At 66.6% G+C, this 19,899-nt stretch carries 20 protein-coding genes; 11 read left to right on the forward strand and 9 right to left on the reverse strand.

What is annotated here, in order from left to right:
* Window positions 1-25 precede the first annotated feature (25 nt).
* From H7J73_RS30125 to H7J73_RS30140, 4 genes are all read left to right on the forward strand, one after another.
* Window positions 26-823, forward strand: coding sequence for an SDR family NAD(P)-dependent oxidoreductase (locus H7J73_RS30125; protein WP_264071481.1), 798 nt, complete (start codon window positions 26-28; stop codon window positions 821-823).
* A 129-nt stretch (window positions 824-952) separates the two neighbouring features.
* Complete coding sequence (locus H7J73_RS30130) at window positions 953-1,453, forward strand: PH domain-containing protein (RefSeq protein WP_264071483.1); 501 nt, start codon at window positions 953-955, stop codon at window positions 1,451-1,453.
* Window positions 1,450-2,928, forward strand: a complete 1,479-nt coding sequence (locus H7J73_RS30135; protein ID WP_264071484.1) for a PH domain-containing protein — start codon at window positions 1,450-1,452, stop codon at window positions 2,926-2,928. Before H7J73_RS30130 ends, H7J73_RS30135 begins: the two co-directional genes overlap by 4 nt.
* Before the next feature lie 59 nt (window positions 2,929-2,987).
* On the forward strand, window positions 2,988-3,803 hold the full coding sequence (locus H7J73_RS30140; RefSeq protein ID WP_264071485.1) for an HAD-IIA family hydrolase: 816 nt from the start codon (window positions 2,988-2,990) through the stop codon (window positions 3,801-3,803).
* Here the strand turns inward: H7J73_RS30140 and H7J73_RS30145 are convergent.
* From H7J73_RS30145 to H7J73_RS30165, 5 genes are all read right to left on the reverse strand, one after another.
* Window positions 3,800-5,038, reverse strand: a complete 1,239-nt coding sequence (locus tag H7J73_RS30145) for an amidohydrolase (protein WP_264071486.1) — start codon at window positions 5,036-5,038, stop codon at window positions 3,800-3,802. The two genes, H7J73_RS30140 and H7J73_RS30145, sit on opposite strands and share 4 nt — an antisense overlap.
* A gap of 9 nt (window positions 5,039-5,047) precedes the next feature.
* Complete coding sequence (locus H7J73_RS30150) at window positions 5,048-5,662, reverse strand: cutinase family protein (RefSeq protein ID WP_264071680.1); 615 nt, start codon at window positions 5,660-5,662, stop codon at window positions 5,048-5,050.
* A gap of 53 nt (window positions 5,663-5,715) precedes the next feature.
* Entirely contained in the window at window positions 5,716-7,416 is a 1,701-nt protein-coding gene (locus tag H7J73_RS30155; RefSeq protein WP_264071487.1) for a DEAD/DEAH box helicase, read from the reverse strand.
* A gap of 113 nt (window positions 7,417-7,529) precedes the next feature.
* The gene (locus tag H7J73_RS30160) at window positions 7,530-8,021 is read right to left on the reverse strand and encodes a cupin domain-containing protein (protein ID WP_264071488.1); all 492 of its coding nucleotides are present in this window, start codon (window positions 8,019-8,021) and stop codon (window positions 7,530-7,532) included.
* Between the two features lie 21 nt (window positions 8,022-8,042).
* Window positions 8,043-8,972: an SDR family NAD(P)-dependent oxidoreductase gene (locus tag H7J73_RS30165; RefSeq protein ID WP_264071489.1), complete on the reverse strand. Its 930-nt coding sequence runs from the start codon at window positions 8,970-8,972 to the stop codon at window positions 8,043-8,045.
* Between the two features lie 88 nt (window positions 8,973-9,060).
* Between H7J73_RS30165 and H7J73_RS30170 the strand changes: the two genes are divergently transcribed.
* From H7J73_RS30170 to H7J73_RS30180, 3 genes are all read left to right on the forward strand, one after another.
* The gene (locus H7J73_RS30170) at window positions 9,061-9,690 is read left to right on the forward strand and encodes a TetR/AcrR family transcriptional regulator (RefSeq protein WP_264071490.1); all 630 of its coding nucleotides are present in this window, start codon (window positions 9,061-9,063) and stop codon (window positions 9,688-9,690) included.
* Between the two features lie 113 nt (window positions 9,691-9,803).
* Window positions 9,804-11,429: a chaperonin GroEL gene (gene groL, locus H7J73_RS30175; RefSeq protein ID WP_264071491.1), complete on the forward strand. Its 1,626-nt coding sequence runs from the start codon at window positions 9,804-9,806 to the stop codon at window positions 11,427-11,429.
* Window positions 11,430-11,660: 231 nt separating this feature from the next.
* Window positions 11,661-12,851: a hypothetical protein gene (locus H7J73_RS30180; protein WP_264071492.1), complete on the forward strand. Its 1,191-nt coding sequence runs from the start codon at window positions 11,661-11,663 to the stop codon at window positions 12,849-12,851.
* A 1-nt stretch (window position 12,852) separates the two neighbouring features.
* Here H7J73_RS30180 and H7J73_RS30185 read toward each other — a convergent pair whose 3' ends face one another.
* Genes H7J73_RS30185 through H7J73_RS30200 form a run of 4 tightly spaced genes read right to left on the reverse strand, consistent with a single transcriptional unit; the run spans window position 12,853 to window position 16,382 of the window.
* Window positions 12,853-13,113, reverse strand: a complete 261-nt coding sequence (locus H7J73_RS30185) for a pyridoxamine 5'-phosphate oxidase family protein (RefSeq protein WP_264071493.1) — start codon at window positions 13,111-13,113, stop codon at window positions 12,853-12,855.
* Window positions 13,114-13,140: 27 nt separating this feature from the next.
* Window positions 13,141-13,740 carry a TetR/AcrR family transcriptional regulator gene (locus H7J73_RS30190; RefSeq protein ID WP_264071494.1) on the reverse strand — a complete coding sequence of 200 codons (600 nt, stop codon included), beginning with the start codon at window positions 13,738-13,740 and terminating at the stop codon, window positions 13,141-13,143.
* Window positions 13,737-14,594, reverse strand: a complete 858-nt coding sequence (locus H7J73_RS30195; protein WP_264071495.1) for an oxidoreductase — start codon at window positions 14,592-14,594, stop codon at window positions 13,737-13,739. Before H7J73_RS30195 ends, H7J73_RS30190 begins: the two co-directional genes overlap by 4 nt.
* A 57-nt stretch (window positions 14,595-14,651) precedes the next feature.
* Window positions 14,652-16,382, reverse strand: coding sequence for an N-acyl-D-amino-acid deacylase family protein (locus tag H7J73_RS30200; protein ID WP_264071496.1), 1,731 nt, complete (start codon window positions 16,380-16,382; stop codon window positions 14,652-14,654).
* A 22-nt stretch (window positions 16,383-16,404) separates the two neighbouring features.
* Between H7J73_RS30200 and H7J73_RS30205 the strand changes: the two genes are divergently transcribed.
* The 4 genes from H7J73_RS30205 to ppk2 all read left to right on the forward strand — a co-directional run bounded on the left by H7J73_RS30205 (window position 16,405) and on the right by ppk2 (window position 19,871).
* Entirely contained in the window at window positions 16,405-16,791 is a 387-nt protein-coding gene (locus H7J73_RS30205) for a VOC family protein (protein ID WP_264071497.1), read from the forward strand.
* Window positions 16,792-16,815: 24 nt separating this feature from the next.
* The gene (locus H7J73_RS30210; protein WP_264071498.1) at window positions 16,816-17,328 is read left to right on the forward strand and encodes a mycothiol transferase; all 513 of its coding nucleotides are present in this window, start codon (window positions 16,816-16,818) and stop codon (window positions 17,326-17,328) included.
* Between the two features lie 68 nt (window positions 17,329-17,396).
* The gene (locus tag H7J73_RS30215; protein WP_264071499.1) at window positions 17,397-18,938 is read left to right on the forward strand and encodes an aldehyde dehydrogenase family protein; all 1,542 of its coding nucleotides are present in this window, start codon (window positions 17,397-17,399) and stop codon (window positions 18,936-18,938) included.
* Window positions 18,939-19,010: 72 nt separating this feature from the next.
* Complete coding sequence (gene ppk2, locus H7J73_RS30220) at window positions 19,011-19,871, forward strand: polyphosphate kinase 2 (RefSeq protein ID WP_264071500.1); 861 nt, start codon at window positions 19,011-19,013, stop codon at window positions 19,869-19,871.
* The last annotated feature ends 28 nt before the right edge of the window (window positions 19,872-19,899 follow it).

Consider the following 19,899-nt stretch of genomic DNA (forward strand, 5'->3'; position numbering starts at 1 on the left):
TTCAAAACGATACGGAAGGCATGACATGGATTTGCAGCTGGCGGGAAAGACGGCGTTGGTGACGGGGTCGACCGCCGGGATCGGGCTGGCCATCGCGAAGAAGTTGACTGCCGAGGGAGCGCACGTGGTAGTCACCGGCCGCAGCCAGGACAAGCTGGACTCGGCCGCGGCGGAGGTGGCTGGCCAGATCACACATGTCGGGTCGGTCCAGCAGGTGCTCGCTGATCCGGGGACGGCGGCGGGAGCGGCCACCCTGATCGCCGCCGTGCCGGACGTCGACATCCTGGTCAACAACCTCGGTATCTACGAAGCAAAGCCCTTCACCGAGATCACCGACGACGACTGGCTCACGATCTTCGAGGTGAACGTTCTCAGCGGTGTGCGGCTGTCCCGGCATTACTTTCCCCGGATGCTCGACCGGGATTGGGGCCGAGTCATCTTCATCGCCAGCGAGAGTGCCTTGATGCCGCCCGGCGAGATGATCCATTACGGGATGACCAAGACCGCCCAGCTGGCGATCTCGCGCGGCCTGGCCGAGCAGACGACGGGCACCGGCGTCACGGTCAACTCGGTGATGCCCGGCCCGACGCGTTCGGAGGGGATCGTCGAGTTCATCCGGTCGGTCGTCGACGATAAGGACGCGCCCGAGCCCGAGCGGGAGGCCGCCTTCTTCGAGAAAGCCCGGCCGGGATCGTTGATCCGGCGGTTGATCGAAGCCGACGAGATCGGTTCGCTGGTCGCCTATCTGGCCAGTCCACTGTCCGCGGTCACCAATGGTGCGGCCATCCGGGCTGAGGGTGGGCTGGTCCCGACTATCGCCTGACGACCGATGCGGGCGAGGAACGAGCCCGAGGAGGAGTGGGCAATGTGTGGCGCCTGACGACCGATGCGGGCGAGGAACGAGCCCGAGGAGGAGTGGGCAATGTGTGGTGCCTGACGGCAGCATGAACCTATGACTGCACCGCGGCTCGTCGCTCTGGTGGACCCTGCGCACCGGGCGAGCCGGCGGGCTCCGATGGCGTGGGCGGTTGAGGCGGCGATCCCGTGGTGTGTCATCGCCGGTGCGCAGTTGATCTGGTTGGCAGTCGGTCAGCGTTGGCTGTGGATGCACGGTGCGGCCGCCGGGCTGACTGTGCTCGGTGCGGTGATCAGCATCGGGGTGGTGCCGCGCTGGCGCTATCGCGTGCATCGGTGGGAGGTCAGCGCGCATGCCGTCTACACCAGGACGGGCTGGCTGGTGCAAGAGCGGCGGATCGCCCCGATTTCGCGGGTGCAGACCGTCGACACCTACCGTGGCCCGCTTGACCGGCTGTTCGGCCTGGCCAATGTCACTGTGACGACGGCATCTTCGGCCGGCGCGGTGCGGATCGTGGCGTTGGATTCGGCGGTCGCCGACGATGTGGCGGCGTGGTTGACCGATATCGCGGCCAGCACCACCGACGAAGGAACATGACCGGCTACCCGGGCACCCCGCCACCGGACTGGCTGCGGCTGAGTCCCCGGATGCTGCTGGTGCATCCGGTGCATGAGGTGCTACGCCAGGTGCCGTTGTTGGTGGGGTCGATCGTGTTGGGCTCGGCGACGAACAACCCGCTGTGGTCACTGCTGGGGCTGGCCGTGATCATCGGGCTGGGTATTGCGCGCTGGTTCACCACCGCTTACCGGATCGACGCCGACGACGTGCAACTGCGCTCCGGCGTGCTGAAGCGCAATGTGCTTTCGGTGCCGCGCAACCGGATCCGCTCGGTGCAGACCGATGCGCGACTACTGCACCGCCTTCTCGGCTTGACGGTGTTGCGTGTCAGCACGGGTCAGGAAGGCAAGGGTGACAACAGCTTTGAGCTGGATGCGGTCCAGGTCGACGAGGTGTCGCGATTGCGCGCTATCTTGTTGGCCACCGCGGTGCCGGGTAGCCCGACGGCCCAAGCTGCCGGGACTCAACTGGCCCGGTGGGCACCGACGTGGTTGCGCTACAGCCCACTGAGCTTCTCGGGGCTGGTGATGATCGCCGCCGTTGTCGGGCTGTTCTACCAAGCTGGGTTCGGACCACGATTGCGGCGCACGCAGATTGCGGAGTCGGGTCTGGACGCCGCGCAACGGTTCGGGTTTGCCGCCACCGCCGTGGTGGTGACAGTGGTGATCGTGCTGGCCTCGGTGCTCCTCGCGGTCGTCCGCTCGCTGGTCACCTTCGGCAATTTGGTCCTGACCCGCCGGCCAGGCCCAGGTGGTCACACCCTGCACCTTCGGCACGGGTTGGTGCGGGTGCGGGAGCGCACCTTCGACATGCGCCGGTTGCGCGGCGGAACCCTGCGTGAGCCACTGCTGGTACGAGCGCTCGGTGGTGCCCGACTCGACGCCGTGATGACGGGAGTCAACGGGGTGGGGGAGTCGTCGTTGCTGCTGCCGCCGTGCCCGGCCGACACCGCGGCGCGCGTCTTGACCGAGCTGATCGACGGCGCCGACGCCGTCGCTGCACCACTGCGCCCGCACGGGCCGGCGGCCGCGCGGCGGCGTTGGACCCGCGCGCTGACGGTGCCCGCGGTGGTCGCCCTTGGGCTGGTGGCAGTGGACCTGTGGTCAGGGGTGCCGCTGTGGGTCTGGCCGGCCGTGGCGTTGTTGACGGGCTGTTGCGCGGCGCTGGCCGCCGACCGGGTGCGCGCTCTCGGTCACCGCGTCGACGGCGACTGGCTGGTCGCCCGCAGCGGCAGCGTGGAACGCCGGCGGGATTGCATCGCAGGAGCCGGCGTCATCGGCTGGACCGTCCGTCAGACGTTCTTCCAGCGCCGGGCGGGGGTGGCCACGTTGGTGGCGGCCACGGCGGCGGGGACCAAACGCTACGAGGTGCTGGACATCCCGGTGGAATTGGCGTGGGCGGTGGCCGCGGAGGCGTCACCGTGGGTGAAAAACTGTGCTTGGTCGGTCAAATAGCGCTTTGTTAGATGGCTCCCCCAAGTTGCGCACGAACCTCGTGCGTTTACTGTCGCACCATGGCGACCGGTGGAGTGCTCTTCGACATCGACGGTGTCCTGGTGACCTCGTGGAAACCGATAGCGGGTGCGCGAGAAACCCTGCGCACTCTGGCCGACCATCAGATCGCCCGGTCCTATCTGACGAACACCACCACGAAGACCCGCACGCAGATCGCCGGCTTGCTCACCGACGCCGGCATGGACGTCACCCCGGACGAGGTGATCACCGCCGCCGTGCTGACCGCGGACTTCGTCCGTGACCGATATCCCGATGCCCACTGCTTCCTGGTGAACAGCGGCGTGATCGCCGACGATATGCCAGGCATCGACCTGGTCTCCTCGGTCGACACGCGCGGCGGGCCCATGCCGCAGACACCCGATGTGGTGCTGCTCGGCGGCGCCGGTCCGGAATATGACCATGTCACCCTGTCGTGGGTCTACGACTGGATGGCCCAGGGCGTACCCGTCGTCGCCATGCACCGCAGTACCTCGTGGACGACCACCGAGGGCCTTCGGATCGATACCGGCTTGTATCTGCTTGGGATGGAAGAAGTCTCGGGCCGCAAGGCCACTGCGGTCGGCAAGCCCGCACCGGAGGGCTTCCTGGCGTCGGCGGCACGCCTCGGCGTCGAGCCCGACGAGATGTACATGGTCGGTGACGATCTCAACAACGACGTGCTGGCCGGGCAGGTGGTCGGAATGACCGGAGTGTTGGTCCGCACCGGCAAATTCCGGCAGGACACGTTGGACCGTTGGGCCGCTGACGAATTCGCTATGCAGCCCAACAACGTCATCGACTCGGTGGCGGAGCTGCCGGAGCTGCTGGGGCTCTAACCCTCACCCAGCCAGGTCAACGCGGCTGTCGTCAGGGCCTGCACGCCGGTGGTCAACGTCGGTTCGATCTCCGGGGCGAACTCGGGGGAGTGATTACCGGGTGGCAGGTGCCCGGCGCTGACCGCCGTGGCGAATACGTCCGCGTCGACCCCGCCCCAGAACCAGAAGACCGTGGGGACACCGAGCAGGTCACCGTACAACCCGACATCCTCACTGGCCGCCAGCTGCGGAATCGGTATCACCCGCTCGATGCCGAAAGCCTTTTCGAACGCCGCCACCGTCGTCGCGGTCGCCGCGGGGTCGCTGATCAGCACCGGGGCACTGACATTCCAGTCGAAATCCGGCGCTTTCGGGGAGCCGCTCGCTGCTGCCTCGGCCCGCACGATGCGCTCGATCGCGGCCCTGACCTGTTCGCGAATCAGCGGCGTGTAGGTCCGCACGTTGATGCCGAGCTGTGCGGTAGCCGGGATGATGTTCTCCTTGGTGCCGGCCTGCAGACGTCCGACGGTGACGACGGCTCGTTCGCTGGGTGCGACCTCGCGGGCCACGATGCCCTGCAGCCGCACCACGACCGAGGCGGCCATCAGCACGGGGTCGATCGTGTTCTCGGGCTGCGAGCCGTGTCCGCCGCGGCCGTGCAGCGTGACCTGCACCGAATCGGCGGCGGCCATCATCGGTCCCTGCCCGTAGCCGATCACCCCGGCGGGCAGCGGCCCGACGTGCTGGCCCAGCACGATGCTCGGACGGGGAAATCGGTCGAAGAGGCCGTCGTCGATCATCGCCTGAGCGCCGCTGGCCAACTCCTCGGCCGGCTGGAAAATTGCGACGATCGTGCCGGACCATTGCGTGCGCTGAACCGACAACGATTGCAGCGCCCCGACCAGACAGGTGACATGCATGTCGTGGCCGCACGCGTGAGCGACCGGCTGCTCCTTGCCGGAAGGGTCGACGGTCACCTTGGTGCTGGCATAGGGCAGCCCGGTGTCTTCGGCGATCGGTAGCGCGTCCATGTCGGCGCGCAGCATCACCACCGGGCCGTCGCCGTTGCGCAGGACTACGACCACGCCGGTGCCGCCGACCCCCGTTGTTATCTCAAAACCCTTGTCCGCCAACGCATCAACCACGCGCGCGGCGGTCCGGTGTTCCTGTAGTGACAGCTCGGGGTCGTTGTGCAACTGCCGGTACAGCTCGGCGAGTGTCTTCTCGGTTTCGGTATCGAACTTCACCGCGGTCATGCCAGTCAGCTATACCAGTCCGGCGATGAAACCGGCCGCCTGGCCGGGATAGGGCGGCAGCTCGTAATTGCTGTGCGCGGACCGGTCGCGGCCTGCGGAGCAGATCGGATCACCGCCGCTGCACACATCGATTGCGCGCCCGGCGAACTGGCCGGCGGACGACAGCGGGGTGCCGAACCGCGCACCGGGATTGCCGAAGACCGCGACCGCGGCGACACTGCCGGCCAGGTCGGGCGGCAGGGGCGGTGCCGAGCCAATGCTTCCGATGCGGTCACCGATGGGTGCCACCCCGGCCAGCATGGACACCGCGGAGGCGCCCTGGGAGAACCCGCCGAGCACGATCCGGGTGCCGGGACAGCGACCCGCCATATCGGCTATGCGGGCGGTGGCGTCGTTCGCGCCGTTCTGGGTCGAGAGGAAGTTGTAGCTGGCCGGGTAATTCACCGCGTACGTGTCGAAGCTCCGACCGCCGAGCTGTAGTGCCAGCGCAGTGGCCAGCGCGTCACCGACCCGCCCGAGTCCGGGTGGTTCCCCGGTGCCGCGAGCGAAGACCAACTCGACGTCCGGGCAGGGCTCGTCAGCTGCCGCCGTCGGGGTCCCGACCAGGACCGGCGTGATGAGCAGGGCTGCTGCGATGCCCAGGCGTACCGACTTCACCTGCAGATACTCGCAGAACCTCAGCCTTCCCGCCCTAACTTCCTGACTGCTTCGATCCGCTCTTTCAGTTGATCGCTGTTGGCGGCCGCGACCACCGGGCCGCCGCAGATCCGGCGCAGTTCGTTGTGGATCCAGCCGTGCGGCTTGCCGAGCCGGTGATGGGTGGCCGACACCAGCGCGTTGAGTTCCTTGCGCAGGTCGCGAAGCTGGCCGTGGGTGGGCCGCGGTACCTGTTCGCCGGATGCCGTGCGCTTTTCGAGCTGCGCGGTCTGACGGCTGCGCAGCAGATCGCGCATCTGATTGGCGTCGAGCAGTCCGGGGATGCCGAGGTAGTCGGCCTCTTCGTCGCTACCGGCCGGGGTTGCAGTGCCGAACGACGAGCCGTCGAAGATCACCTGGTCGAGTTCGGCGTCGGCCCCGAGCATTTCGAAGCCGTTGTCCATCTCGTCTTTTTCGGATTTGGTCTTCGACGCGTCCTCGAGGAGTTCGTCGTCCCATTCGCCCTGAGACTCGCGATGCGGTTTGCCCAGCACGTGATTGCGCTGGGCCTCCAGCTCGCTGGCCAGTTGCAACAGGTTGGGTACCGAGGGCAGGAAGATGCTGGCCGTCTCGCCGGGGCGCCGCGACCGCACGTAGCGGCCGATCGCCTGCGCGAAGAACAGCGGTGTCGACGCACTCGTGGCGTAGACCCCGACGGCCAGTCGCGGCACGTCGACGCCCTCGGACACCATTCGGACCGCCACCATCCACCGGCTGGTGCCTTTGGAGAACTCGGTGATCCGGTCCGAGGAGCCGGGGTCGTCGGAGAGTACGACAGTCGGCGCTTCTCCGGTGATCGTGGTCAACAGCTGCGCGTACGCCCGCGCCGCGGTCTGATCCGACGCGATGATCATGCCGCCGGCATCAGGTACGTGTTGACGCTTCTGCGACAGCCGTTTGTCGGCCGCGGCGATCACCGCGGGCATCCAGTCACCGGCGGGATTCAGTACGGTGCGCCACGCCCTGGCGGTCTGCTCGGCGTTGAGGGGTTCACCGAGTCGGGCGGCGTGCTCTTCGCCTGCGCTGTCGCGCCACCGCGACTCACCCGAGTAGGCCATGAACATCACCGGCCGCACCACCCCGTCGGCGAGCGCTTCTGAGTAGCCGTAGACGTGGTCGGCCTGGCTGCGCATCAGCCCGTTGGCATCGGGGGAGTAGTTGATGAACGGGATGGGGCTGTCGTCGGAGCGGAACGGGGTCCCGGTCAGCGAGAGCCGGCGAGTGGCGTCGCTGAATGCCTCCCGCATGGCGTCGCCCCAGCTCTTGGCGTCACCGCCGTGGTGGATCTCGTCGAAGATGACCAGCGTCTTGTGGTTCTCGGTGCGGACCCGGTGCCGGCTGGGATGGCTGGCCACCTGCGCGTAGGTGACGACGACGCCGTGGTATTCGGACGAGGTCTGGGAGTTCGAGTTGCTGAACTTGGGATCCAGTGCGATCCCGTTGTTGGCGGCCGAGGCGGCCCACTGGATCTTCAGATGCTCGGTCGGCACGACGACCGTCACCATGTCTACGGTGCGTTCGTTGAGCAGTTCGGCGGCCAGTCGCAGCGCAAAGGTGGTCTTGCCGGATCCGGGGGTGGCCACAGCCAGGAAATCTCGCGGCTTGGCCGCCAGGTATTTCACCAGCGCTCGCCGCTGCCAGCCCCGCAAAGCCTGGGTGCTGGGCGCTGCATCAGCCCGCACCCGTTACTCCCTCCTGATCGAGACCCAAACTATCCCAAGCGGTTACGCGCACGCATCTTCACCGGCGCGTCGCAGGGCCGTGTCCGGTTTTCGGGAGAGCTACACCTGGAGAGCTAGACGATGAAGTTGTCGTGGTCGATGAAGAACTGGCGACGCTCGTCGTCGGTCATCCCGGCCAGCCCGACCAGCCCCTCGAAGTAGTTCTGCCGGGGCGCGCCCGGCGTGAACAACATCAGGATCGACGCGGGCTCGTCGGCTTCGTTGCGGAAGCCGTGGATCCCGCACGGCGGCACATACAGGTAGTCGCCGGCAGTGCCGTCGATCCAGTCGTTCCCGTCGTGGAGGTTCATCCGGCCCGACAGCACGAAGAACGACTCCGACATCGCCTTGTGGAAGTGCGGGCCAGGCCCACCCGCCGCCGGTCCCAGGTCGACCCGATACAGGCCGAAGTCGCCGTCGGTGGACTCACTCGTGGCCAGATAGTGGTAGTCCACGCCCCATGAGGAGTAGTCCGGTGGGCGCTCGCCGGAGCGCACCGTCGCGGTGATTTCGCCGGTGTCTCCGGTGTAGCGCGGCGGCGGGTAACCGGGTCCCGTGAACGACATGGAGCCCAGGATAAGGGGGCGCTACCGGGCAGGAACCCCGATCGGGTAGGTCACGCCGGTCAGTTCCTCCGACACCGTCCACAGCCGACGCTGCAGGTCCGCGTCGTGCGACGTGTCGCTGGAGGCCACGACCTTCGGGTAACCGCGCATCTCACCGAAGCCGTCCGGACCGTAGTACTGGCCGCCGAGGACGGCGGGGTCGATCGCCGCTCGCAGTGTCGGCAGCGCCCCCATCGCGGCCGGTTGGCTGATCAGGGAGAAGACGGGGGCGAGGAAGTCAGGCAGGTGCCGGGCCAGTTCGGTGTCCGACCCGCCGGGGTGCGCCGCGGCGGCGATCGTGTCCTGGCCGGCGGCGGTGAGCCGGCGCTGCAGCTCGTAGGTGAACAGCAGGTTGGCGAGCTTGGCTTGGCCGTAGGCCGGGACCCGGTGATAGCTGCGTTCCCACTGCAGGTCGTCGAAGTGGATGTCGGCGAGGATGCGATGGCCGATGCTGCTGACCGTGACCACGCGTGAACCCGCCACCGGTAGGAGCCGGTCCAGGAGCAGACCGGTGAGTGCGAAGTGCCCGAGATGGTTGGTACCGAACTGGAGCTCGAAGCCGTCCGTGGTGGTCGATTTCGGTGTCCACATCACCCCGGCGTTGTTGATTAGCAGGTCGATCCCGTCGTAGCGGGCCTTGAGTTCGTCGGCGGCGGCGCGAATGGAGTCCAGCGACGTCAGATCCAGCTCCTGCAGCGATACGTCGGCTCCAGGGTGGCGCCTGGCGATGAGGTCGGCGGCCGAGCGACCCTTGTCGAGGTTTCGCACCGCGAGCACCACGTTGGCGCCCTTGGCGGCCAGTGCTTTGGCTGTCTCGAATCCGAGGCCGGTGTTCGCGCCGGTGACGACGGCGGTGCGGCCGGTCTGGTCGGGAATGGCATTGGCGGTCCAGCGAGTCTTCGGGTTGGTCACGGCATCTCCTAGAATGTGATCAAACGGGGCGAGCGCTCCGTTTGATTCGACTATACGGAACGATGGCCCCGTTTAGGAGGTGTGTGACGTGACCGAACCCGGCAGGCCGTTGCGTGCCGATGCCGTCCGTAACCGGGCGCGGGTGCTCGAAGTCGCGTACGAGACGTTCGCCGCGGAAGGCCTGGCGGTGCCGATCGACGAGATCGCGCGTCGGGCCGGCGTCGGTGCCGGCACCGTCTACCGGCACTTTCCGACCAAGGAAGCGCTGTTCGAGGCGGTGTTCGAGGACCGGGTGCGCCATATCGTCGAGGACGGCCGCGCGATGTTGGCATCCGACGGGCCCGGTGAAGCGTTGTTCGCGTTCATGCGGGAGATGGTCCGCACCGGTGCTGCCGATCACGGGCTGTTCGACGCACTGGCCGGTTACGGGATCGATGTCGCCGCGGCCACGTCGAGTGCGGAGGCGGAATTCCTCGGGGTGTTGGGCGAGCTGCTGGCGGCCGCGCAGCACGCGGGCACGGTCCGCGGGGATGTCGGCGTGCCGGAAGTCAAGGCGCTGTTGCTGGTGTGCAAGACGAGCGGGGAGTACGGCGGCACGGTGTCCGATGGGGTGACGAAGGTGATCATCGACGGTCTGCGGGCCCCTTCGGCGAGTCGAGGGACCTTGCACTCACCTGGGGCGAGTGCTAAAAATGACGTTGGCACTCGCGATCGGTGAGTGCTAGGTCGGGACGGTGAGAGCGCAGTCCGTACACAACTGCGGTCGTCCGTCGCGGGCACTGCGCCCGGCCCAAGAACGTGTCACCCCCTAATCGGAGGAATCACTTCGCAATGTCCAAGATAATTGCGTACGACGAAGAGGCCCGTCGCGGCCTCGAGCGGGGTCTCAATGCCCTCGCCGACGCCGTGAAGGTGACGTTGGGCCCCAAGGGTCGCAACGTCGTCCTGGAGAAGAAGTGGGGCGCCCCCACGATCACCAACGATGGTGTTTCCATCGCCAAGGAGATCGAGCTGGAGGACCCGTACGAGAAGATCGGCGCTGAGCTGGTCAAGGAAGTTGCCAAGAAGACGGACGACGTCGCTGGCGACGGCACCACCACCGCTACCGTGCTGGCCCAGGCACTGGTTCGCGAAGGCCTGCGCAACGTCGCGGCCGGCGCCAACCCGCTCGGCCTGAAGCGTGGCATCGAAAAGGCTGTCGAGAAGATCAGCTCGACCCTGCTCGCGTCCGCCAAGGAGGTCGAGACCAAGGAGCAGATCGCTGCCACCGCTGGTATCTCGGCCGGTGACCAGACCATCGGTGACCTGATCGCCGAGGCCATGGACAAGGTCGGCAACGAGGGTGTCATCACCGTCGAAGAGTCCAACACCTTCGGCCTGCAGCTGGAGCTCACCGAAGGCATGCGCTTCGACAAGGGCTACATCTCGGGTTACTTCGTCACCGACGCCGAGCGTCAGGAAGCGGTCCTCGAGGATCCGTACATCCTGCTCGTCTCGTCGAAGGTTTCGACGGTCAAGGACCTGTTGCCGCTGCTGGAGAAGGTCATCCAGTCCGGCAAGCCGTTGCTGATTATCGCCGAGGATGTCGAGGGCGAAGCCCTTTCCACCCTGGTGGTCAACAAGATCCGTGGCACCTTCAAGTCGGTCGCCGTCAAGGCCCCCGGCTTCGGTGACCGCCGCAAGGCCATGCTGCAGGACATCGCCATCCTCACCGGTGGCCAGGTCGTCAGCGAAGAGGTCGGCCTCTCCCTGGAGACCGCTGACATCTCGCTGCTTGGTCAGGCGCGCAAGATCGTCGTCACCAAGGACGAGACCACGGTCATCGAGGGTGCCGGCGATGCCGACGCGATCCAGGGCCGTGTCGCCCAGATCCGCGCCGAGATCGAGAACAGCGATTCCGACTACGACCGCGAGAAGCTGCAGGAGCGCCTGGCCAAGCTGGCCGGCGGTGTTGCGGTGATCAAGGCCGGAGCTGCCACCGAGGTGGAGCTCAAGGAGCGCAAGCACCGCATCGAAGATGCCGTGCGTAACGCCAAGGCTGCTGTCGAAGAGGGCATCGTCGCCGGTGGCGGCGTGGCGCTGCTGCAGGCAGCTCCTGCTCTCGAGGAGCTCAAGCTCGAGGGTGACGAGGCCACTGGCGCCAACATCGTCCGCGTGGCGCTGTCGGCTCCGCTGAAGCAGATCGCGTTCAACGCCGGCCTGGAGCCGGGCGTCGTCGCCGAGAAGGTCTCGAACCTTCCCGCCGGCCACGGCCTGAACGCTGCTTCTGGCGAGTACGAAGACCTGCTCAAGGCCGGCGTCGCCGACCCGGTCAAGGTCACCCGCTCGGCGCTGCAGAACGCGGCGTCCATCGCGGCGTTGTTCCTCACCACCGAGGCCGTCGTCGCCGACAAGCCGGAGAAGGCGTCCGCTCCCGCGGGCGACCCGACCGGTGGCATGGGCGGTATGGACTTCTAAGTCCAACTTTTTTCGGGAAGGCCCCGGCTCGCTTGGCGAGTCGGGGCCTTTTCGTATGCGGCGCCCCCCCGAGTGTGAATCTGGCGACGTTTTGGGGCGGAATTCGTCGCCACATTCACAGTGGCGAGCGCGCGGCATGTGGTCATGTCTCCAACTGTTGACTTAAGTCAACGGCTGGAGACATACTGCTCGGGTGGCCGCTGCCACACACCACCGTCCAGGGGGAATCCCATGAGCGCTCACCCACTTTCGCCCGCCAGGCTCGCGGCCGCATTGATGGCCGCCGGGGTGGTGGCCACAGCCTCTGCTGCCACCCTGCCCGAGTCGCGCTGGCTGCCGTCGATCACCGTGAACGTCGCGAACGCATCCGTCGTCACCGATGCGCTGTACGGCCTGGGTGACGGTGTCGGCTTCCTCACCAGCCTGGTCGGCATCCACGTCGACGCGACGATCTCGCTGCCGTTTGAAGCGACACTGGCCGCACTGGCTGCGGCGCAGGACCCGACGATCGCCCCCAACGTGCTGAGCTATCTGGTCCAGCGTTTCGTCAACCCGGCCGTCGGCGATCCGATTCATGCGTATCCCTATGACACCGAGCAGGCCTTCGCCGTGCTCGCGACGCTGTTCCCGTATCCGCTCGGCCCGAGTGTCACGCAGCCCGGCCTGGTCAACGAGGCGCGGCTGGCGTTCGCGAACGCGTTCAACAGCGTGTTCGGCCAGCTCCCTGATCCGATCCCCGGATTCGCCGCGGTGCAGGACATCGTGCACGACACGGCGCTCGGTGGCACGGTGGTTGCCGCTCAGCTCGCCGCCCGCGCCCCGCTGTACATGGCCTGGAACATCGCCAACTACCTCGGCTATCTGCCTGCCACGGTGGAGGCCACGGTCGAATCGGCCATCCAGGACCCGGCCCAGATTCCTGCTCTGGCAAGCAATCTCGTCTACGGCTTGCTCTCTCCGGATGTGAACGTCGGTCTGTTCGGCCGGCTGCTCGACAATGCCGTGGCTCCGCTCACGTGGCTGCCCGCGCCGATCGGTCAGTCCCCGGATCCACACGTCGGCCTGGCCAACGAAATTCGTACGTTCGTCGCAGATTCGGCCGACGGGCTTCTGTCGATGCTTCCCAGGCCGGTGTCGCCGTCGGCGGCGCAGTCCCCACCTGCGATACTGCCGACGGGAACGTCGACCGCGTATGGTGCCGACACGGTGACTGTGTCGCCGAGGTCGGTTCAAAAGCGAAGCGCAGCAACGAGTGTAGCGTTGGCTTCGAGTGAGGGCTCGCCGGTCGACTCAACCAAGGCAACCCATCGCCCCAAGGTTGGGTCGACGAAGGACCGGGCGACCCGTGCGCTGACTGGAGCGAAGGACCAGACGGCCAAAGCCGCACCGGGTGGCGCATCCAAGTCGTCGGGCGCGGCCTGACTCAGCCCACCGGAACGCAATCGTCGCCACAGCCGGTCGCCGATGGCGGAGAGTTCGGCGGTGCGGGCCGATGCAGGACGGCGTGAGTCGGCGCGATCTGCAGGGAAGTGTCAGCGCCGCTGGGCAACCCGCGGCCGTCGACGAGTACCGGGTTCACTGCGAGTGTCCGCGCGCGGTAGTCGTCGCTGACGGTGACGAGGTAGGCGAAGCTGTAATCCGCCAGTGCATCGGCGAGTTGGTCGAGATCTACCTGCACGCTCATAGGCCGAGCCTACTGAGGATTCGGCACTCATTCCGTGCCGGCCGCTCGCCGCCAGATCTCGGTGCAGGTTTGACGCGCCCGTGTCAGTTCGGCGCCCGACACCCGTGAGGCCTGATAGAAGTTGCGTTCGATCATCCAGCACAGCGCCCTGGCGATCGCCGAGGATTGATCAGCTCGCTTACCCGGCGGAACGCCCATGTGTTCGAGGATGGCGGTGATCGCGGAGATGAAGATGTCGGCGGTGTCGTTCCACAGGGCGTCCAGCTCGGGAATGGTTGCCGCAAGGTCGATTGCGGTGCGCATGACGACGCCGTGGTCACGCCACAGCTCCTCGGTCCGCTTCATCGCGGTGTCGATCGCCGCCATCCCGCTGGCGGCATCTTCGGTTGCGACGCGCGACTTTTCGTGAAGAGCCTCGACGGTGCGGGCGAACAGTGCAGTGAGGACCTCTGGTTTGGAGCCGAAGTAGAAATACAGTGCCCCGCGGGTGATCCCCGCCCCTTCTGCGATATCGGAGATGGTCATCGCGTCATAGCCAGGCGCCTCGAGCAGTCGTTCGGCGGCGTCGAGGATCGCGGCTTCCCTGAGGTCGCCCTTGCGCGGCGCGCTGGATCGTCGTCTGGTCAATTTGCGGGGATCTGATGTCCGTCGGCGAAATCTGTACTCCGCGAGAGTGATTCCCAGGCCTCGAGATCGGCTTCGAGTGCGCGCCTGCCAGCGGCGACCAGCCGTAGCGCATCCGAGCCCAGCACCAGGTGCTTGGGCGGATCGATGGCGTCGAGGATTGCCAGGACTGCGGCGGCGGCCTTCGTGGGATCGCCGAGCTGATTGCCGCTGGCCTGAAGTCGCGCCTTGCGAATGGGCTCGAACACCGCGTCGTAGTCGTCGATGGTGTGCTCGGCGCGAACCATCGACCGGCCGGCCCAGTCGGTGCGGAAGGAGCCGGGTTCGATTGCAGTGACGTGGATTCCGAAGGAGGCGACCTCCTTGCCGATACTCTCCAGCAGGCCTTCGAGCGCGTACTTGCTGGCGCAGTAGGCCGACAGCCCCGGCACCGTCATCAACCCACCCATCGACGTGACGGCCATGAGGTGCCCACTGCGTCGTCTCCGCATATGGGGCAGTACTGCCTGCACGGTGGCCGCGGCGCCGAAGACGTTCGTCTCGAACTGGGCCCGTACCTGCGAGAGCGGTGTCTCCTCGAACACCCCCTCCAGGCCGTAGCCCGCATTCGCGATGGCGACGTCGATCGGTCCGATCGATGCCTCGACCTCGGCAACGGTATCGAAGACCGCCTGGTCGTCGGTGACGTCGAGCACCCGACCGTGGGCCGAACCGGGTGCAATCTGTTCGAACGAGGTGACATCGGCTGCCCGGCGCACGGTTCCGACGACGGTGTGCCCGGCGTCCAATGCACCTCGGGCGAAGGCACGACCGAGTCCGGTGCTGACACCGGTGATGAAGAACGTCTTGGGGGTCATGACTTCACAGTAGCGCGCTAATCGACACAGTGTCGATTTTAATGCACCCTGTGCAGATTAGGCGGGTGCCGGCTGCCTGCCCCGCACCAGTCGGCCCGGCCGGGCGTCGGTGGGCACGCCGTTCTCCGCGATCACTTCCCCGGACACGACGGTCGCGACGTACCCGTCGGCGGCCTGATCCAGTCGGCGCCCGCCTGCGGGAAGGTCGTGGGCGATGACCGGGCGGTGCACCTTCAGTGCGGCATGGTCGATGATGTTGAGGTCGGCTTTGTAACCCACGGCGATCCGGCCGCGATCGGCCAACCCCGCCACCCGGGCCGGCACTGACGTCAACTCGCGCACGGCTTGCGGGACCGTCAACCGCCCGGTCGCCCGGTCACGCGCCCAGTGCGCCAGCAGGTACGTGGGAAAGCTTGCGTCGCAGATCATTCCGTAGTGCGCCCCGCCGTCGCCGAGGCCGAGCACGACGTCGTCGCGATGCAGCAGTTCGGCGATGGTGTCGAGCGAGTTGTCGCGGAAGTTGGCCAGCGTGACGAGCAGCATGGCGTGGCCATCGTCATCGAGGCAGCGGTCGTACGCCTCTTCCAGCGGGCTGACGCCGCGGGCCCGGGCGCGAGCACCGATGCTGTCGGCTGGCGACGGTTCATAGTTCGGCGGATCGTCCAGCGGGAACATGTAGTCCCAGGCCTGCGAGGCGAACATCAGCGGGTGCCCGTTGCTGCCCGGTTTGTCTTGCAGAATACGTTCGCGCACTTCGGGTTTGAGCATCTGCGCCACGCGCTCCGCCAGTGGCAGGTCGGCGATCTCCTGATAGCTGGGGTAGGTGATGAACGGGTTGCCCGACAGGTCGAGACCGATGACCAGCCCGATGGGCCGCGGGAAGATCTGGGCTGTGATTTTTGCATCGGCGCCGCCGCTTTCGTTCGCCTTCTCCACCATCCGCAGAGCATCCAGATGCAGCTCGGGTCCGGCATTTCCGATCGCCAGGGTGAAGGTCACCGGCAGGCCCACGTCGGCGGCCACGTCGAACACCGCCTGCAGGGCACCCTCGTAGTCGGCGGCCAGCAGGTCGGGAACGAACTGGATCAGGCCGCCACCCGCATCGTCGATGCCGCGGGCGATGGCTTCGATCTCGTCGTGGCCGGCCTCGTAGCTGGGGATCGGTTGGCCGCTCTCGGTCTTGTGGATTGTCAGTCGCGACGACGCAAAGCCAAGGGCGCCAACCTGAATCGCCTCGGCAGCCAGCTTGCGCATCAGCGCCAGGTCTTCGGTGGTTGCCGGTTCGCGGTCGACTCCACGTTGTCCCATCACGTACACCCGCAGCGGGGAATGCGGCAGGAACGCCGCCACATCGATGTCCCGCCGGCCCGCGTCCACGGCGTCGAGGAATTCGGGGAAGGTTTCCCAGTTCCACGGCAGGCCGTCGACCATGACGACGCCGGGGATGTCCTCGACACCGGCCATCACGTCGACGAGCACGTCGTGATCGGCGGCGCGGCACGGGGCGAACCCGACGCCGCAGTTACCCATCACCGCGGTGGTGACACCGTGCGCCGAGGACGGTGTCATCCGGTCCGACCAGATCGCCTGGCCGTCGTAATGAGTGTGCAGGTCGACGAAGCCGGGGGTGACCAACAGGCCGGTCGCGTCGATCTCCCGGGTGGCGTCGCCGGTAACGGTGCCGACCGCGGCGATGACTCCGTCGGATATTGCGACGTCGCCGAGGTAGGGCTCGCCGCCGAGCCCGTCGACGATGGTGCCGCCACGAACTATGAGGTCGTATGTCATCTCTGGAATCTACGATGATCGGGTGATCGATCACTTCGGAATCAACTGCAGCGACTGGACTACCTCACAAGATTTTTACGACAAGGTGCTTCACGTGCTGGGGTTTTCCCGGCAGATGGACGTCGGAGTGTCGATCGGCTATGGCACCGGCGGAAAGCCCACGTTCTGGATCAGCGATGCCGGCGCGGGCGAGGCGAGTGGCCCCAACCGTGAGGTGCACATCGCATTCACCGCGAACTCACCAGAAGACGTGCAGGCGTTCTTCCACACCGCCGTGGCGCTGGGCGTGGAACCGTTGCACGAGCCGCGGCTGTGGCCCGAATATCACCCGGGTTACTACGGCGCTTTCGTCCGTGATCCCGACGGTAACAATGTCGAGGCGGTCTTCCACGGTGGCGGGCCGGCCTGACACGGCGCGCGTAGCGTCGTGGGCATGGCTTCAGATACTGCTGCCCAGGAATTGTTGCGCGACGCCTTCACCCGGCTGATCGAACATGTCACCGATCTCACCGATGGATTGAGCGACGAGCTGGCCGACTATCGCGCCACCCCTGACGCCAACAGCATCGCGTGGCTGATCTGGCACAGCGCCCGCGTGCAGGACGCGCAGGTCGCCCCGCTGGCGGGGGTGTCCGAGGTGTGGACCGACGAGGGGTGGGTGGACCGGTTCGGGCTGGATCTGCCCCGCGGCGATACGGGCTATGGACACGACGCCGAAGCGTCGGGCAAGGTGCACGCCCCGGCGGACCTGCTGGCCGGTTACTACCAGGCCGTGCATGCCATGACGCTCGACTACGTCACCAAGGCGACCTCAGAGGATCTGGCGAAGATCGTCGACAAGCGCTGGACGCCCGCGGTGACGGCCAGCGCCCGCCTGATCAGTGTGATCGACGACTGCGCCCAACACCTCGGCGCGGCGGCCTACGTGCGGGGCATCGCGCCGTAATCCGCTAAAACTTGACGGGTGTCAAACCCGCCGAGACGTGCGTCACAGGCCGTGGTTACCATGGCGTTATGACTGCCACCCCAGAAGTCGCGTCGTCAGGCAAAACAGCCACGACCGGGACGATCATCAACCCCGCGACCGGTGACGTGGCTGGTCGGGTGCAGTGGACCGATCCTGCCGACATCCCTGCCATCGCCGCCGGCCTGCGGGCGGCGCAGCGCGGCTGGGAGCAACGCGGACCGAAGGGGCGTGCCCGGGTCCTGGCCCGCTATGCGACCTGGCTCGGTGAGCATCGCGACGAGATCGAGCGGTTACTGATCGATGAGACCGGTAAATCGACTGTCGACGCGGCGCAGGAAGTGCCGCTGGCGATCATGATCCTGTCGTACTACATCAAGACGATGGAGAAGGCGCTCGCGCCGGAGACCAGGCCCGCGGCGCTGCCGTTTCTCGCGATCAAGAAGATCACCGTGCACTACCGGCCACGCGCTCTGGTCAGCATCATCGCGCCGTGGAACTACCCGGTGGCCAACGCTCTGATGGACGCGATCGGTGCACTGGCAGCGGGGTGTGCCGTGCTGCTCAAGCCGTCCGAGCGCACACCGTTGACCGCGGAGGTGCTGCTGCGCGGCTGGCAGGAGTCCGGCGGTTCCGACGTGCTCGCGCTGGCCCAGGGGGCCCGTGAGGTTTCCGAGGCCGTCATCGACGTCGCCGATTACATCCAGTTCACCGGCTCCAGCGCCACCGGCACCAAGGTGATGGAGCGGGCCGCCCGTCGGCTCACACCGGTCAGTCTTGAGCTCGGCGGCAAGGATCCGTTGATCGTGCTCGAGGACGCCGATATCGAACTCGCCGCGAACGCCGCTGTCTGGGGCGCCATGTTCAATGCCGGGCAGACCTGCGTCTCGACCGAGCGGGTCTACGTCCTTGAACCGGTGTACGACGAGTTCGTCGCCGCGGTTGTGCGTGCGGTCAAGGCGCTCGATGTCGGTGCGGGTGACGGCAAGCACTTCGGTGCGCTGATCGACGAGGCGCAGGTCGCCGTCACTGAACGGCACGTCAACGACGCCGTCGCCGCCGGGGCCAGGGCGCTCACCGGTGGCAAACGGCCCTCCGGCCCCGGCAGTTTCTACCCGCCGACGGTGTTGGTGGATGTCGACCATTCGATGGCCGCGATGACCGAGGAGACGTTCGGTCCGACGCTGCCGATCATGAAGGTGGCGACCGTTGCCGAGGCGATTCGGCTGGCCAACGACAGCCCCTACGGGTTGAGTGCGGCGGTGTTTTCCAAGGATGTGAACCGCGCCAAAGATATTGCGGTGCAATTGGATTGCGGTGCCGTCAACATCAACGACGTGATCTCGAACCTGATGTGCACCACGGCGCCGATGGGTGGCTGGAAGACCTCGGGGATCGGCGCCCGGTTCGGCGGTGCCGACGGGATCCGCAAGTTCTGCCGGCAGGAGACGGTGGTGGTGCCTCGCACCAGTGCCGGTGCCGGCGGCAACTACTACAACAACTCGTTGAAGACGCTGACCCGGATGAACAGGCTGATGACCACGCTGGCGTTGGCGCGGCCCAAGCGCACTCTCAAGGGCACGGGCACCTAGCGCGCGGGGAGCGGCACCGTTCGTTCACTCGGAGGACACCCGCGTGTACCCGGCGCTCGATACCTTTTGCCCGTGCTCCTCGAAGATGGCAGTCAGTACACCGTTCGCGACGATGACGATGACGATCCAGAGTTGATCCTCCTGCCCAGCGGTGAGGTCGTCGACACCTGGCGCGAGAACTACCCGTACGACGAGCGCATGAAGCGCGACGAGTACGAGGAGCAGAAGCGACTTCTGCAGATCGAACTGCTCAAGCTGCAGAAGTGGAGCCAAAACAACGGGCTGCGGCACGTCATCGTGTTCGAGGGCCGCGACGCTGCCGGCAAGGGCGGCACCATCAAGCGCTTCATGGAACACCTCAACCCGCGCGGGGCTCGCGTCGTGGCGCTGGAGAAGCCCACGGAGCGCGAACGCACTCAGTGGTATTTCCAGCGGTACGTCAAGCACATGCCGGCGGCCGGCGAGATCGTGATGTTCGATCGGTCCTGGTACAACCGCGCCGGGGTGGAGCGGGTCATGGATTTCTGTAGCCACAAGCAACACGCCGAGTTCATCCGTCAGGTCCCGTTGTTCGAGCAGATGCTGGTCAATGACGGCATCAGCCTGACCAAGTTGTGGTTCTCGGTGACGCAGAACGAGCAGCGCACGCGGTTCACCATTCGCCAGGTGGACCCGGTGCGGCAGTGGAAACTGTCGCCGACGGACCTCGCGTCGCTGGATAAGTGGGACGACTACACAGCGGCCAAGGAAGACATGTTCGCCTGGACGGACACCGAGATCGCGCCGTGGACCGTGGTCAAGAGCAACGACAAGAAGCGCGCCCGGATCAACGCCATGCGCCACGTGCTCGGTAAGTTTGACTACGACAACAAAGACCATGGGGTGGTCGGCCGGGCCGATCCGCTTATCGTGGGACGCGCTCTGGCTGACTGATTTGGCTGATCCGTCTGGCGCGCCACAG

The sequence above is a fragment of the Mycolicibacterium komossense genome, assembly GCF_025822605.1.
Classification (GTDB): domain Bacteria; phylum Actinomycetota; class Actinomycetes; order Mycobacteriales; family Mycobacteriaceae; genus Mycobacterium; species Mycobacterium komossense.